A 14998-nucleotide genomic window follows, 5' to 3' on the forward strand; every position below is an offset into this window, starting at 1 on the left:
AGACCCTCCGGCGATGCCTGAGTCCGTCCCCCTCGCGGGGGAGCCTTCCGGTGACACCGGGTCCGCCGCCCTCGCGGGGAGGCCACCCGGCGCCCCCGAGCCCGTCGCCCTCGCGGCCGGGCACGTGTGGGGGTTCCTGTCCGCGCTGCGCGCCGCGGGTGTGACCACCGCGCTGCCGAAACAGGCCGACCTGCTGCGGATCGTCGGCGAGTCGCCGCCGCGTGACCTGACCGCCCTGTACTGGTACGCCCGGATCACCCTGCTGCACGACATCGGGGAACTCGCCGCGTTCGACCGGGTCTTCACCGCGTGGTTCCGGCGGGGCGGCCCCCAGGACGACGTACCCCCACCCCCCGCCGGGGAGAGCGAGGCCCCCGCCCCCCAGGGGCCGGGCGAGGACGACCCCGCCCCGCGGGAGGTGCGGCCCGGCGACGGCGTCGAGGCCAGCACGACCAGCACGTACGGCAGGCGGGACTTCGACGCGGACGGCGACCGGTGGCGCTCGGTCACCCGGGCCCTGGAGGCCGCCTGGCCCGCCGCGCTGCCCTCGACCCCGTCGAGACGGCGGCGACCGGCGCGGACCGGCGACCGGCTGGACGTGCGGCACGCCTGGCGGCGGGCGCACCGCCACGACGGGGAGATCGTCGAGCTGCGCCGCCGCGCCCGGCCCCCGCGCCCGCGCCGCCTGCTCATCCTGGTCGACGTCTCCGGCTCGCTGCGGCGGCACACCCCCGACCTGCTCCGCCTGGCGCACACGGCGCTGCGCGCGGCCCCGGCCCGCACCGAGGTCTTCACCTTCGGCACCCGGCTCACCAGGATCACCTCCGCGCTGTCTCACCCCCACACCGGGCGGGCACTGCGGGCGGTGTCCGAGCGGGTGACGGACGCCGACGGCGGCACCGCGATCGGGGCGGCGCTGCGGGAGTTCCTGGACGTCCCGCGGTTCGTGGCGCTCGCGAGGGGCGCGCTGGTGATCGTGCTGTCCGACGGGCTCGAACGCGGTGACTGCGCCCCCATGGTCCGCGCGACCGCGCGCCTGTCCCGGCTGGGGCACCGGCTCGTCTGGTGGTCGCCGCTGGCGTGCTCCCCCGGCTACAGCCCGGTCACCCGCGCCATGGCCGCCCAGCTCCCCCACCTCGACCACCTCGGCGGCGTACGCGACCTGCCCACCGCCCTCGCGGAGGTCCGCCGCCTCCCGGCGGTGCTGTCCGGCCCCCGGCGCGCGGCGGCCAGGCGGTGGCCCGCCCCGGGACCCGGGGGAATCCGCTCATGACGTCCCCCTCGACCAAGCTCCTCCCCGGGGCCGAGACCGGGGACATCCACGCCGGAGGTATCCGATGAACGACACCACCGCCCGTCCCCCCGCAGGGATCGTCGACGCCCACCACCACATCTGGCGCGCCGCCGACCTGCCCTGGCTCCAGGGCGAGATGATCCCGCGCATCTTCGGCCCCTACGAACCGATCCGCCGCGACTACCCGGTGTCGGAGTACGTCGAGGAGGCCACCGCCTGCGGCATCACCTCCGCGGTCTACGTGCAGGCCAACTGGTCACTCGACCGCTCCCTGGACGAGGTGCGCTGGTTGCGCGAGACGCACGAGGAGACCGGCTGGCCCACGGCCGTGATCGGTTCGGCGGACCTCTTCGACGAGGGCGCGGCCGACGTGATGCGCCGCCAGGCCGCGCTCACCCCGCTCATGCGGGGCACCCGGCTGCAGCTGCACTGGCACGAGCGGCCGGAGTTCCGTTTCGCCTCCGCCCCCGACCGCATGAAGGACCCCGTCTTCCGCCGCAACATCGCCTCGCTCGCCGACCTCGGCTGGCTGTTCGAGCTCCAGGTGTTCGCCGGCCAGATGGCCGACGCCGCGAGCTTCGTCGACGACTTCCCCGACGTCACGTTCGTGCTGGTCCACGCGGGGATGCTCGACAGCCCCGAGGCGTCCCGGGTGGCGGAGTGGAAGCGCGGCATGAGGCTGCTGGCCGAGCGGCCCAACGTCGTGGTGAAGCTCACCGGCCAGGGCACGTTCGTGCACCGCGTGGACCGCCCGCTGATCGAGACGGTCGCGGACACCTGCCTGGAGGCCTTCGGCTCGCACCGCTGCATGTGGGGGAGCAACTTCCCGATCGAGAAGCTCTGGACCGACTTCCCCACCCTGGTCTCCACCTGGCAGGAGGTCCTCGCCGACCGCTCCCCCCAGGTCGTCCAGAACGTCTTCGCCGCCACCGCCCGCCGGGTCTACCGCCTCTGAGGGCCGGACGGGGCCGGAGCCGACCCTCGAAAGGCGGTGGCCGCGCGGGCTCGGGACGACGTACGTTCGCTCGCATGGTTGACGCGATGTTCGGGCATCCGCGCCTCGCCGCCATCTACGACCCGCTCGATCCGGACCGCGGCGATCTCGACGCGTACCTCGCGATGGCGGAGGAGTTCGGCGCGCGCTCCGTGCTGGACGTCGGGTGCGGTACGGGCGTGTTCGCGCTGCTGCTCGCCGGGCGCGGGATCACGGTCACCGGGATCGATCCCGCGCGAGCGTCCGTCGACGTCGCACGGGGCAAGCCGGGCGCGGAACGGGTGCGCTGGCTCGACGGCGACGCGGGGAACCTGCCGCCCATGCGGGTCGACCTGGTGACGATGACCGGGAACGTCGCCCAGGCGATCGCCGATCCGCGGGCCTGGCGCGGGACGCTGCGCGGCGCCTACGAGGCGCTGCGGCCCGGCGGACGACTCGTCTTCGAGACACGCGATCCGGCGCGACGGGTGTGGGAGGAGTGGGCGGGGTGGACGCGCGAGACCACGTACCGCGTGACGGACATCCCGGGCGTCGGCCCCGTCGAGACCTGGGCCGAAATGACGGACGTGAGCCTGCCGCTGGTGAGCTTCCGGGGTACGCACGTGTTCGCGGACGGGGAGGTACTGATCTCGGAATCGACCCTTCGCTTCCGCGAACGCGGGGAGGCCGAGCGGGACCTGCGCGAGCACGGCTTCGTCATCGAGGACGTACGCGACGCACCCGACCGGCCGGGCATGGAGTTCGTGTTCGTGGCGCGGCGCGACACCGCGAAGCCCGCCCCTCCCGGAACGCCCTAAGCCCCGCGCACAGACGGGACTGTGAAGACACTCCCTAGGACCGCTGCCAGACAGAGATGTGACTCGTGCTGTCGCCGGTGAAGGGCTCGCGCCTCCAGCCGGCCCACCGCTCGCGCAGGGTCATCCCGGCGAGCCTCGCCATGAGGTCCAGCTCGGACGGCCACACGTAGCGGTGCGGCGACGAGCGGGTCTCAAGCCGGCCGTCCACCACCCAGTAGTGGTGGGAGAACGCGATCTGCGTCGCGACTCGTACCGGCCGGGCAGAACTCGGCGGCGAGCGCGTCGGTGAAGACGCTGAGCGGGGCCCAGTCGCCGTTGATCTGGGTGGTGAGGCGGTGCTCGCCGTCGCGGGTGCCCATGGCGTAGCTCCAGGAGCCGTAGGTGGCGCCGGCGTTGCCCCAGACACTGGTCCCGCAGGGCAGCTCCTGTTCGAAGACGCCCAGGCCGTACCGGGTGCCGGGGATCCAGTTCGCTCCCTCGGTGGGGACGGTGGTGAGCATCTCGCGCAGTTGCGCGGGAGGCAGGACACGCCCGCCGAACAGGGCGGCGAAGAACCGGTTGAGGTCGGCGGTGGTGGAGATGACGCCACCGGCGGACCAGGCGAAGGACTGGTTCATCCGGGTGGCGTCGTGGATGGTGGGCCGGGGGTCGCGGGAGAACAGGATGGAGTAGTGCACCGGGTGCGGGCCCCGGATCCCGGGATCGGTACGGGGCAGGGAGGTGCCGGTCAGGCGCAGGGGCCGGATGACGGTCCGGATGAGCTCCCGCTCGAACGTCCTGCCTGCCGCCTTTTCGACGATCATCGCGGCGAGGATGTAGTTGGTGTTGGAGTACTTGAAACGCTCGCCCGGCTCGCCGGTGGGCGGGTGGGCGAGGGCGATCCTCACCAGCTCTTCCGGGGTGTGGGTGTCGTAGCGGTGCTCGAACCACGCGGGACCGACGCCCGTGGCGAAGAACGCCGGGTCGTCGGAGTAGGCGTAAATGCCGCTGGTCTGGTTGAGCAGTTGCCTGACGGTGATCCTGCCAGGCTCGTAGGCGCTGCCGTCGAACAGGCCGGGAAGATACTCGTCCAGGGTGTCGTCGAGGCTCAGCCTGCCTTCGGCCGCGAGCTTGAGCACCACGGTGGCGGTGAAGGCCTTGGAAGCGCTGCCGATGCGGAACCGCTCGTTCCGCCGGCGCTCGCGTCCGGTCCCGGTGTCGGACACGCCCGCCGAGCCGAACCAGGAGCGGCGGCCGTCGCGGACGTCGGCGACCATGCCGGGAGCGAGCTTGGCGGCCACCGTCCGGTCAAGCACCCGCCGCACCTCGGGATGCCCGGGAGCGGACGACACGGTGCCAGACGATGCGGTGGCGGGCAGGGTCATGCTGGCCAGGGTCGCGGCGGCGAGTAGCGCCGCCTTGGCGGACTGCGATGCGATCACGTCGGTTCCCTTTCGAGGGGTGGGTTGGCGGGACGCCCCCCCGCCGGGGCGGGTCGAGGCCGGCGGTCCATCAGGCGGCCGTGAACCTCACCCGTCGCGCCGCCCGCGCGCGCTCGTCTGCCGGGAGGGCCGCCCGGAACGACGGCGGGACAGTGCCGGGACTTCGTGGGGACTCCCGTCGGGGACTTCGGAAGCCGCAAAATTCGATCTTCGCAACATACAAAAAGCTAACTTGCATTCGCAAAACTGTCAATCGCCATAGCTACTCTCAGCAGGCATTTCGTCGAACTTGCAACGACAATGACCGTGAATGCAAGCAGAACGACTTGCAATGAGATGGACGCGAATGCAAGACTGCACCGTCCTCGCGCGCATGACGTCCTCGCGCGCATGACGTCCTCGCGCGCATGACGTCCTCGCGCGCATGACCAGGAAGGTGCCGCCCGTGCCCGGAGGCAGGCTGACCCACCAGGAACGCCGGCAGATCGCCGACGGACTGGCCGGAGGGCTCACCCACACCGAGATCGCCACCCGCCTGAACCGGCCGCTGTCCACCGTCTCGCGAGAGGTGGCCCGCAACGGCGGCCCCGATCGCTACCGGGCCGACCAGGCGCACCAGGCCACCCGGGAACGCGCCCGCAGACGTCCACCGGCCCCCGGGGAACGTGGCCGTGAAGCGGTCGGCGACCTGGAGGAGCGGTTCACCGAAATCATGATCAACACCGGGTTGTCGCGGATGAGCGCCCGCGTCCTCGCCGGCCTCTACCTCACCGACAGCGGCAGCCTCACCGCGGCCGAGCTCGCCCGCAAGCTGCGGGTCAGTCCCGCCTCCATCTCCAAGGCCGTCGGCGAGCTCGAACGGCAGGAGCTGATCCGCCGCGAACGCGACCCCCGCCGGCGGCGCGACCGCTACGTCATCGACGCCGACGCCTGGTTCCGCGGCTGGATGGCCAGCGCCCGCCAGAACACGCTGCTCGCCGACCTCGCCCGCGAGGGGGCGGCGACGCTCGGAGCCGCCTCACCCGCCGGGACCCGGCTACGGGACATCGGCGACTTCTTCGACCACGTCGGCCACGCGATGCTGCGGGCGGCCGAGCAGTGGCGCCAGGCCCACGGCGCCAGGTGAACACCCACGTTCGAAATCAGTCACATCGAGACGAGAGGGCATACCGGCCGAAGCGCCATGTCGTCGGTTCCGGCACCCCAGGTTCCGGCACCCCATAGAGCCTCGAAGGCTCCCCGCACCCCCGTGGACAGAAAAGCTCCTCGAACCTGGAGGGAATCCCGTTCCTCGCTCCAGGCCTGTTCACGATCGTCCGCATGACCTCCCGCGAACGCCGGAAGGGGGCCGGAGTCGACTCCGGCCCCCTTCGTCACCAGGCACTACACGGGCGCTGCTCTCTCGCCCGGGAGGATCAGCTGCAGCCGCTGGTGGAGCCGCAGCCCTCGCAGACGTAGCAGCTGCCGGCGGGGCGCATCTTGGTGCCGCAGGTCATGCAGAGCGGCGCGTCGGCGGTGCGGCCCTGGTGGGACTCCAGGGAGCCGGTGCGGCGCGGGGTCTCCACGGGCACCGCCTCGGGGCGGGCCTTCGGCTCCTCGACGGGGGCCGATTCGATGGAGGCCGTCTCGATGGGGGCCGAGGTGGCGAGTTCGGCGATGACCTCGTCGGTGGTGTGGATCGGGGCCGGGTCCTCGCCGCGCTGCTGGGCGGCGCGCTCGGAGGCGGAGAAGATCCCGAGGGCGGCGCGGTCGTCGTAGGGCAGGTGGTCCAGGGCCAGACGGCGGAAGATGTAGTCCATCACCGAGGCGGCGATACGCACATCCGGGTCGTCGGTCATGCCGGCCGGGTCGAAACGCATGTTGACGAACTTGCCGACGTACGTCTCCAGCGGCACCCCGTACTGCAGGCCGATGGAGATGGCCACCGAGAACGCGTCCATGACGCCCGCGAGGGTCGAGCCCTGCTTGGACATCTTCAGGAAGACCTCGCCGAGACCGTCGTCGGGGTAGGACGAGGCGGTCATGTAGCCCTTGGCGCCTCCCACGGTGAAGCGGGTGGTGGTGCTGGGGCGCTGGTTCGGCATCCGGCGCCGGGTCGGGCGGCTGATCTCCACGACCTGGATCTCCGGCTCGGCCGGAGCCGCCTTCTCCTCGGTCTTCTTGCCCGAGCCCGAGGCCGAGAGGGGCTGGCCGACCTTGCAGTTGTCGCGGTAGACGGCCAGGGCCTTCAGGCCGAGCTTCCAGCCCTCCATGTAGACCTGCTCGATGTCCTCGATCGTCGCGGACTCGGGAAGGTTCACCGTCTTGGAGATCGCTCCGGACAGGAACGGCTGGGCCGCGGCCATCATGCGGACGTGGCCCATCGGGGCGATCGCGCGCTCGCCCATCGCGCAGTCGAACACCTCGTAGTGCTCGCGCCGCAGCCCGGGGGCGTCGACGACGTGGCCGTGCTCGGCGATGAACTCGACGATCGCCTCGACCTGCTCCTCCTGGTAGCCCAGCCGGCGCAGCGCGCGGGGGATCGTCTGGTTGACGATCTGCATGGAGCCGCCGCCCACGAGCTTCTTGAACTTGACCAGGGCGAGGTCGGGCTCGATGCCGGTGGTGTCGCAGTCCATCATCAGGCCGATGGTGCCGGTCGGCGCGAGGAGCGAGGCCTGGGCGTTGCGGTAGCCGTTCCGGTCGCCGAGCCGCAGGCACTCGGTCCACTGCCGGGAGGCCTCGCGGTGGATGGCCCCGTCGATCTCGTCGAACGTGCGCAGGGCGTCGTTCGCGTCGTTGTGCTTGCGCATGACCCGCTTGTGCGCGTCGGCGTTGCGGGCGTAGCCGTCGTACGGGCCCACGACCGCGGCCAGCTCGGCGCTGCGGCGGTAGGAGACGCCGGTCATCAGCGAGGTGATGGCCCCGGCGACCGCCCGGCCGCCGTCGGAGTCGTAGGCGTGGCCGGTGGCCATGAGCAGCGCGCCGAGGTTGGCGTAGCCGATGCCCAGCTGGCGGTAGGCGCGGGTGGTCTCGTCGATCTTCTGGGTCGGGAAGTCGGCGAAGGTGATGGAGACGTCCATCGCGGTGATGACCAGCTCAGTGATCTTCACGAAGTTCGCGATGTCGAAGGTGTCGTCGTCCCTCAGGAACTTCAGCAGGTTGATGCTCGCCAGGTTGCACGAGGAGTTGTCGAGGTGCAGGTACTCCGAGCAGGGGTTGCTGGCGGTGATGCGGCCCGTCTCCGGGCTGGTGTGCCAGTCGTTGATCGTGTCGTCGTACTGGACACCGGGGTCGGCGCACTCCCAGGCGGCCTTGCCCATCTTGCGGAACAGCTCCCTGGCGTCGATCTTCTCGATGACCTCGCCGGTGAGGCGGGCGCGCAGGCCGAACTCCTCGCCGTTCTCCACCGCGCGCATGAACTCGTCGGAGACGCGCACGGAGTTGTTGGCGTTCTGGTACTGGACGGAGACGATGTCCTTGCCGCCCAGGTCCATGTCGAACCCGGCGTCGCGCAGGGCGCGGACCTTGTCCTCCTCGCGCGCCTTGGTCTCGACGAACTCCTCGATGTCGGGGTGGTCGACGTCGAGGACGACCATCTTGGCGGCGCGGCGGGTGGCGCCCCCGGACTTGATGGTCCCGGCGGAGGCGTCGGCGCCGCGCATGAAGGAGACCGGGCCGCTGGCGGTGCCGCCGCTGGAGAGCAGCTCCTTGGAGGAACGGATCCGGGAGAGGTTGACGCCGGAGCCCGACCCTCCCTTGAAGATCACGCCCTCTTCCTTGTACCAGTCGAGGATCGACTCCATCTGGTCGTCGACGGCCAGGATGAAGCAGGCACTGACCTGCTGCGGCGAGGCGGTGCCGACGTTGAACCAGACGGGCGAGTTGAAGCTGAAGACCTGGTTGACCAGGGCGTGCTTGAGCTCGTGGTCGAAGATCTCGGCGTCCTCGTCGGTGGCGAAGTAGCCGTGCTCGACCGCCGTACGCGTGTAGACGCCCACCACCCGGTCGACCAGCTGCTTGAGGCTCCACTCGCGCTGCGGGGTGCCGACCGCGCCGCGGAAGTACTTGGTGGTCACGATGTTGGCGGCGTTGACCGACCACGACCGGGGGAACTCGACGCCGCGCTGCTCGAAGTTGATCGAGCCGTCGCGCCAGTTGGTCATGACGACGTCACGGCGCTCCCAGGTCAGCTCGTCATAGGGATGCACACCTGGCGTGGTGAAGATGCGCTTCATCTTCAGGCCCTTGCGCGGCCTCTTGCTCCCACGTGCCACCGCGCCGACAGTCTCCGTCATGACTTCCCCCTCCTGGGGCTCCGCAGAGCCCACGAATCGGACCACACCAACGCGCCGCCTCAACCCCCGGCGCCCGGGGTCTGCATCAGTCCTGCTCGGTGGAGCGCTCCGCCCGGAGCCGCTCGATCTCCGCCTCGAAGTCGGCCAGGGTCTCGAACCCCCGATAGACGGAGGCGAACCGCAGGTACGCCACCTCGTCCAGCTCGCGGAGCGGGCCCAGGATGGCCAGCCCGACCTCGTGGGCCGCGATCTCGGCGCACCCGGTGGCCCGGATGCTCTCCTCGACCCGCTGGCCCAGCTGCGCCAGGGAGTCCTCGCCGACGGCACGCCCCTGGCAGGCCCGCCGGACTCCGGCGATCACCTTTTCCCTGAAGAACGGCTCCGTCACGCCGCTGCGCTTGCTCACCATGAGCAGGACGGTCTCCTGCGTGGTGAACCTGCGCCCGCATTCCGAGCACGTGCGCCTGCGGCGGATGGCCCCACCGTCCTCGGTGGCCCGGCTGTCGATGACGCGCGTGTCCAGGTGGCGACAGAACGGACAGTGCACGCGTGTCGCCTCCTTGAACTAACGGAACGGCCGACCTGTCTCACCTACCCACGGCGCGCACGCCCAGGCGTCCGCGCACACATCTTCGAATAGTCGAGATGCGGTAATGGAACCACAAGCTGTGGTGATGAGTTGCGATGCAGCCACTAGATGTTGTGGTCCAACCGTAGAAGTGCGCGACCATGAACGCAAGTTGAAACGACCTTGCGGGACGAAGTCGCTGATCAGCCCTCACATCGCGGCGTGTCGCCGCCGGGCGGGACCCCTCTCGTCCCGGACGCCCCTTCCCTCACACACGCCCCGGGCGATCCGTCAGACGGGACGCCCCGCCACACCTCTCCCCCACCCTTTCGGGCCCTTCCCCTACGTACGCCACCGCCTCGGCCCCGTCACGGGGAATCAGGACCCCGGCCCTTCGGTCCCCCCGGAGACAAGGACCCTAGACCCCCCGGCCCCGCTACGCGGGACAGGACTCCCGGCCCTACCGCGAAGGACAGGACTCCGCCCCTTCGGCCCCCTCGAAGACAAAGACCTTAGACCTCCCGGCCCCGCCTCGGGGACGAGGCCCTCGGGCCCCGGCCTCCCTCAGCGGACGAGGCCCTCGGGGAGGTAGAGCCGGGTCCCCGGCCGGACCTCGGGGCCGGACAGCCCGTTGAGGTCCATGACGCGACGGACCGTCGGGCCGGCGTCGGCCTCCTCCGTCAACGCGTCCGCGATCTCCCACAGCGTGTCGCCCGCGTGCACCGTGATCCGGGGCAGGCCCTCGAGATCGGGCCGCCCGCCCGCGGAGGCCATGTCGATGCGCCCGCCGATCCAGAGCACCCCCAGGGTGAACAGCGCGAGCGCCGCCACCACCACAATCCTTCCACGCCTGGTGAGCCGGAGCGGCCGCCGGACGGCCGCCGGACGGGTGGCGCCGGAACGGTGAGCCCGCACCACGGGCACCACCACCGCCCCCCGCGCCTTCCCCTGCCCGGACGCGCGTCCGGCTCCACGCACGGTTGCGCGCCCGGGTTCCCGGTTGCCCCCTCGTCGCGGCTCGCGGCCCGGCTCTCGACCAGGCCCCCGGCCTGACTCCCGGCCGGCTCGCCGCCCCCGCTCACGCCCGGACGCCCGCCCCGCCTCACGCTTGGAGCCCTGCCCCGCCTCATGCCCCGGGCCCTGTCTCGGCTCGCGCTTGGAGCCCTGCCCCGCCTCCCGCCCCGGCCCTTGTCTCGGCTCGCGCCCCAGGCCTTGTCTCGGCTCGCGCCCCGGCCCCTGCTTCGGCTCACGCCCGGGCGCCCGCTCGGCCCCCCGGCCGGCCCCTCGCCCGGACGCCCGCCCGGAGCCCTGCCCGGCCCCCTGTCCCGGCTCCACCGTGGAGCCCCGCGCGACCTCCGGCCCCGCTCCCACCTCAGCCCCTCGTGCGACCTTCCGCCCCAGCCTCGCCTCGGACTCTCGCGCCGCTTTCCGTCCCAGCCCCGCCTCAGACCCTCGTGCGGGCTCCGGCGTGGGGCCCGGCTCCGGATCCGGCTCCGGGCGCGGGGGCGGCACGAGCCTCAGGCGTGGCGCCTCCGATGATCTCTGCGCCGTCCGGGATCTCGGCGCGGTCCTGGATCGCGGTGTCGTCGTGGTCGGTTTCATGGTGACCCCCATCCCCTCGACCTGGCCGAACACATGTCGAAGAAAGATCGGCGAATCGAACACGATGTCGATCGAACTCCCGTACGATGTTGTACACCACAGCGTCGCCGATTTCGAGGACATTCGAACAATTGTTTGAATATGATCTTCGGCCAAGGTATGGTCGCTGTGTGCGACGTGTCAGATACAGACCGGGAGGCGAGGAGTTCGTATGAGCCAGCACAACGAGAACGGTTCGGCCGCCAGCGACCTGGCGGTTCGAAGGCGTGACTCCCTTGGCCTCACCCCCAGGCAGCGGAAGATCCTTGAGGTCATCCGCGATTCCGTGCAGCAGCGCGGCTATCCGCCGTCCATGCGGGAGATCGGCGAGGCGGTGCAGCTCACCAGCACCTCCAGCGTGTCGCACCAGCTGACGGCGTTGCAGCGCAAGGGCTACCTGCGGCGTGACCCGCACCGCCCCCGCGCCCTGGAGGTCCGCCTTCCCGGCGAGCCCGTGCTGTGGGTGGATCCCGACTCCGGTGAGGACGAGACCCCGGTCAGCCGCCCGACCGCCGCCTACGTCCCCCTGGTCGGCCGGATCGCCGCCGGTGGTCCCATCCTCGCCGAGGAGAGCATCGAGGACGTCTTCGCCCTGCCCAAGCAGCTTGTCGGCGAGGGCACCCTCTTCCTCCTCCAGGTGACCGGTGACTCGATGATCGAGGCCGCCATCGCCAACGGCGACTGGGTGGTCGTACGCCAGCAGCCGGTCGCCGACAACGGCGACGTGGTCGCGGCGATGATCGACGGCGAGGCCACGGTCAAGACCTTCAAGCGCAGGGACGGCCATGTCTGGCTCGTCCCGCACAATCCCAACTACGACCCGATCCCGGGTGACGAGGCCACCGTGCTCGGCAAGGTCGTCGCGGTCCTCCGCAAACTCTGAGCCACGGCCGCACGCTCTGAGCCACGGCCGCACGCTTGGGCCACGGGCCTCCGCAAGTTCCGGGCCACGGGTCCTGCGCAGGCTCTGACGCGGGCGTGCCCAGGGCAGGCCACGGACCGCTCCCCGCACCCGCCGAGCGAGCGGTGAGCGGCCACCTTCGGGACACGCCGCGTCCTGACACGAGTTCCACGCCCGCGCCTCCAGCCTCCACGCGACACGCCGGAGGACGCGCGACACGCCGGATGGGTGGTGTCCCGACATCGGGACACCACCCATCCGGCGTTCTCAGGGCCTCACCCGCCCGCCTACGGGACGATGTTGACCAGCTTGGGCGCGCGGACGATCACCTTGCGCGGCGCGCCGGACAGGAAGGGCCGGACCTTCTCCGACTCCAGGGCCAGCGCCTCCAGGTCCGTCTCGGAGATCTCCGGGGAGACCTCCAGCCGGTCGCGCACCTTGCCCGCGACCTGGACGACGCAGATGACCGACTCCTGGACCAGCAGCGCCGGGTCGGCCACCGGCCAGCCCGCGGTGGCGACCGAGGCGGAGTGCCCCAGCCGCTCCCAGCCCTCCTCCGCCACGTACGGCGCGACCAGGGACAGCATGACCGCCAGGGCCTCGGCGGCCTCCCTCACCGCCGGGTCGGCGGCGCCGGGGCCGGAGTCGATGGCCTTGCGGGTCGCGCTCGTCAGCTCCATCATGCGGGCCACCGCGACGTTGAAGCGGTGGGAGTCGACCAGCTTGGTGACCTCGTCGATGGTGTGGTGGACGACCTTGCGCAGGTTCAGGTCTCCGGCGGTGACGTCCGCGCCGGGAGCCGAGGCCGCTCCGGCCTCGGCCATCACGCGGAACGCGCGGGCCAGGAACTTCTGCGACGCCGCCGGTGAGACGTCGGCCCAGTCGATGTCGTCCTCGGGCGGCCCGGCGAAGACGACGGTCAGCCTGACCGCGTCGACACCGTAGGCGTCGATCTGCTGCCCCAGGTCGACGCCGTTGCCCAGCGACTTGGACATCGCCTTGCCCTGGTTGATGACCTGCCCCTGGTTCAGCAGGCGGGTGAAGGGCTCGACAAAGTCGATCATCCCCATGTCGTGCAGGACCTTGGTGAAGAACCTGGCGTACAGCAGGTGCAGCACGGCGTGCTCGACGCCGCCGATGTACTGGTCGATCGGGCCCCACCGGCGGACGCGCTCGACGTCGAACGGACCGTCCTCGTACGCCGGGTCGACGTAACGCAGGAAGTACCACGACGAGTCGACGAAGGTGTCCATCGTGTCGGTGTCGCGCTTGGCCGGGCCGCCGCACTTGGGACAGGAGACGTTCACCCAGTCCTCGGCCGAGGCCAGCGGGGAGACGCCCTTGGGCGCCAGGGCCTCGCCGCGCATGTCGGGCAGGGTGACGGGCAGCTGGTCGTCGGGGACGGGCACCTCGCCGCAGTCGGCGCAGTGGATGATCGGGATCGGGCAGCCCCAGAAGCGCTGGCGCGACAGCAGCCAGTCGCGCAGCCGGAAGTTGACCGTGAACCGTCCGGTGCCCCGCTCGCTCAGCACCTCGATGATCTTCCGGATCGCCTCGGTCTTGCCCAGGCCGTCCAGCGGGCCGGAGTTGACCATCGCGCCGTCACCGCTGGTGGCGATGCCGGTCTCGCCCGGGTCGGCCAGGCCGGTGTGCACGACCACCCGTACCGGCAGGTCGAAGGCGCGGGCGAAGTCCAGGTCGCGCTGGTCGTGCGCGGGCACGGCCATGATGGCGCCGTGGCCGTAGTCGGACAGCACGTAGTCGGCCGCCCAGACCGGCATGCGCTCGCCGTTGACCGGGTTGACGGCGTACCGGCCCAGGAAGACGCCGGTCTTCTCCTTCTCGGTGGACAGCCGGTCGATGTCGGACAGCTTGGACACCTCGACCCGGTAGGCCTCGAACGCCTCGCGCCGGTCGTCGGTGACGATCTCCTCGGCCAGCGGCGCGTCCGGGGCGACCACGAAGAAGGTGGCGCCGTACAGGGTGTCGGGACGGGTGGTGTAGACGGTGACCGGCTCGTCGCGGCCCTCGATCACGAAGTTGACGTCGGCGCCCTCGGACCGGCCGATCCAGTTGCGCTGCATGGTCAGCACGCGCTCGGACCAGCCGCCCTCCAGCAGGGCCATGTCGTCCAGCAGCCGGTCGGCGTAGTCAGTGATCTTGAAATACCACTGGGTCAGCTCGCGGCGGACGACCTCGGCGCCGCAGCGCTCGCACTTGCCGTCCTTGACCTGCTCGTTGGCCAGCACGGTCTGGTCGTTGGGGCACCAGTTGACCAGGCCGCCCTTGCGGTAGGCCAGGCCGCGCTCGAAGAAGCGGTTGAACAGCCACTGGGTCCACTTGTAATACGAGGTGTCGCTGGTGTGCAGGCGGCGGGACCAGTCGAAGGAGATCCCGTAGCGCCTGTAGGAGTTGGCCTGGGTCTCGATGTTGGCGTAGGTCCACTCCGCCGGGTGCGCGTTGTGCTTGATCGCGGCGTTCTCGGCGGGCAGGCCGAAGGAGTCCCAGCCGACGGGGTGCAGCACGTTGTAGCCGCGCTGGACCCAGTAGCGGGAGATGACGTCGCCCAGGGCGAACACCTCGGCGTGCCCCATGTGCAGGTCGCCCGAGGGGTAGGAGAACATGTCGAGCATGTAGCGCCGCTCACGCGGGTCGGCGGGGTCGTCGGAGGCCCGGAAGGGGTCCAGTTCCTCCCACCTGCGCTGCCACTTGACCTGCAGGGCCTGCGGGTCATAGTGCTGCTCGTCGCTCTGCATGTCGGCTCGCTCGCTCACGTCGGTTTCCTCGGGGTGTGTCTGCGTGGATGGTCTGACCCGTCCGGCCCAATACAAAAACCCCCCGCTCACGCGGAGGGCAGCCGCATCGGCAGGGCGCTCAGGGACGGGGACGCCGATGCGGCCCGATAAGCAGGGTCGCGGCACGCATAGACCAAGACTATCGCAGCCCGCAAGCCGTATTCGTGGCCAGGGAAAACGGGGCCGATCACGACAACCGGGGGACAGGATCCGGCCGGCTCGGCAGAATGGGGGTTTCCGCACCGGCCGGGAGAACGAGACTCGATGGCTATACGCCTGTTGTGACCTCGTATGTCTCTCGCGTTTACTC

Annotated in this window: 11 protein-coding genes; 5 read left to right on the top strand and 6 right to left on the bottom strand. The window is 70.9% G+C overall.

Annotation, left to right across the window (positions count from 1 at the left end):
* The first annotated feature begins 13 nt into the window (after nt 1-13).
* The 3 genes from ACFYWM_RS22610 (at nt 14) to ACFYWM_RS22620 (ending at nt 3085) form a co-directional block, all read left to right on the top strand.
* Nucleotides 14-1273, top strand: coding sequence for a VWA domain-containing protein (locus ACFYWM_RS22610; protein WP_389917407.1), 1260 nt, complete (start codon nt 14-16; stop codon nt 1271-1273).
* Nucleotides 1274-1337: 64 nt separating this feature from the next.
* Nucleotides 1338-2249, top strand: coding sequence for an amidohydrolase family protein (locus tag ACFYWM_RS22615; RefSeq protein ID WP_389917408.1), 912 nt, complete (start codon nt 1338-1340; stop codon nt 2247-2249).
* Nucleotides 2250-2323: 74 nt separating this feature from the next.
* Complete coding sequence (locus tag ACFYWM_RS22620) at nt 2324-3085, top strand: class I SAM-dependent methyltransferase (RefSeq protein WP_389917409.1); 762 nt, start codon at nt 2324-2326, stop codon at nt 3083-3085.
* Nucleotides 3086-3119: 34 nt separating this feature from the next.
* On the opposite strand, the gene ACFYWM_RS22625 is transcribed toward ACFYWM_RS22620, so the two are convergent.
* The gene (locus ACFYWM_RS22625; protein ID WP_389917410.1) at nt 3120-3293 is read right to left on the bottom strand and encodes a hypothetical protein; all 174 of its coding nucleotides are present in this window, start codon (nt 3291-3293) and stop codon (nt 3120-3122) included.
* Entirely contained in the window at nt 3277-4506 is a 1230-nt protein-coding gene (locus ACFYWM_RS22630) for a serine hydrolase domain-containing protein (RefSeq protein WP_389917411.1), read from the bottom strand. Before ACFYWM_RS22630 ends, ACFYWM_RS22625 begins: the two co-directional genes overlap by 17 nt.
* A gap of 424 nt (nt 4507-4930) precedes the next feature.
* Here ACFYWM_RS22630 and ACFYWM_RS22635 point away from each other — a divergent pair, with 424 nt between their 5' ends.
* Nucleotides 4931-5632, top strand: a complete 702-nt coding sequence (locus tag ACFYWM_RS22635; protein WP_389917412.1) for a MarR family transcriptional regulator — start codon at nt 4931-4933, stop codon at nt 5630-5632.
* Between the two features lie 289 nt (nt 5633-5921).
* Here the strand turns inward: ACFYWM_RS22635 and ACFYWM_RS22640 are convergent, their stop codons facing one another.
* From ACFYWM_RS22640 to ACFYWM_RS22650, 3 genes are all read right to left on the bottom strand, one after another.
* Nucleotides 5922-8783: a vitamin B12-dependent ribonucleotide reductase gene (locus tag ACFYWM_RS22640; RefSeq protein ID WP_389917413.1), complete on the bottom strand. Its 2862-nt coding sequence runs from the start codon at nt 8781-8783 to the stop codon at nt 5922-5924.
* An 85-nt stretch (nt 8784-8868) separates the two neighbouring features.
* Nucleotides 8869-9330: a transcriptional regulator NrdR gene (nrdR, locus tag ACFYWM_RS22645; protein WP_389917414.1), complete on the bottom strand. Its 462-nt coding sequence runs from the start codon at nt 9328-9330 to the stop codon at nt 8869-8871.
* A 585-nt stretch (nt 9331-9915) separates the two neighbouring features.
* On the bottom strand, nt 9916-10182 hold the full coding sequence (locus ACFYWM_RS22650) for a LysM peptidoglycan-binding domain-containing protein (protein WP_389917415.1): 267 nt from the start codon (nt 10180-10182) through the stop codon (nt 9916-9918).
* A 982-nt stretch (nt 10183-11164) separates the two neighbouring features.
* Between ACFYWM_RS22650 and lexA the strand changes: the two genes are divergently transcribed.
* Nucleotides 11165-11875 carry a transcriptional repressor LexA gene (gene lexA / locus ACFYWM_RS22655; RefSeq protein ID WP_343972512.1) on the top strand — a complete coding sequence of 237 codons (711 nt, stop codon included), beginning with the start codon at nt 11165-11167 and terminating at the stop codon, nt 11873-11875.
* A 305-nt stretch (nt 11876-12180) separates the two neighbouring features.
* Here the strand turns inward: lexA and leuS are convergent, their stop codons facing one another.
* Nucleotides 12181-14649: a leucine--tRNA ligase gene (leuS, locus tag ACFYWM_RS22660; protein WP_389917533.1), complete on the bottom strand. Its 2469-nt coding sequence runs from the start codon at nt 14647-14649 to the stop codon at nt 12181-12183.
* Between the last annotated feature and the right edge of the window lie 349 nt (nt 14650-14998).

The sequence above is a fragment of the Streptosporangium sp. NPDC002721 genome (assembly GCF_042888905.1).
GTDB lineage: Bacteria > Actinomycetota > Actinomycetes > Streptosporangiales > Streptosporangiaceae > Streptosporangium.

What these genes read in the sequence shown, in the direction of transcription:
- ACFYWM_RS22640 (WP_389917413.1), bottom strand. Translation starts at nt 8,783, where the DNA reads ATGACGGAGACTGTCGGCGCGGTGGCACGTGGGAGCAAGAGGCCGCGC.
- ACFYWM_RS22620 (WP_389917409.1), top strand. Translation starts at nt 2,324, where the DNA reads ATGGTTGACGCGATGTTCGGGCATCCGCGCCTCGCCGCCATCTACGAC.
- ACFYWM_RS22615 (WP_389917408.1), top strand. Translation starts at nt 1,338, where the DNA reads ATGAACGACACCACCGCCCGTCCCCCCGCAGGGATCGTCGACGCCCAC.
- lexA (WP_343972512.1), top strand. Translation starts at nt 11,165, where the DNA reads ATGAGCCAGCACAACGAGAACGGTTCGGCCGCCAGCGACCTGGCGGTT.
- ACFYWM_RS22635 (WP_389917412.1), top strand. Translation starts at nt 4,931, where the DNA reads ATGACCAGGAAGGTGCCGCCCGTGCCCGGAGGCAGGCTGACCCACCAG.
- ACFYWM_RS22610 (WP_389917407.1), top strand. Translation starts at nt 14, where the DNA reads ATGCCTGAGTCCGTCCCCCTCGCGGGGGAGCCTTCCGGTGACACCGGG.
- leuS (WP_389917533.1), bottom strand. Translation starts at nt 14,649, where the DNA reads ATGCAGAGCGACGAGCAGCACTATGACCCGCAGGCCCTGCAGGTCAAG.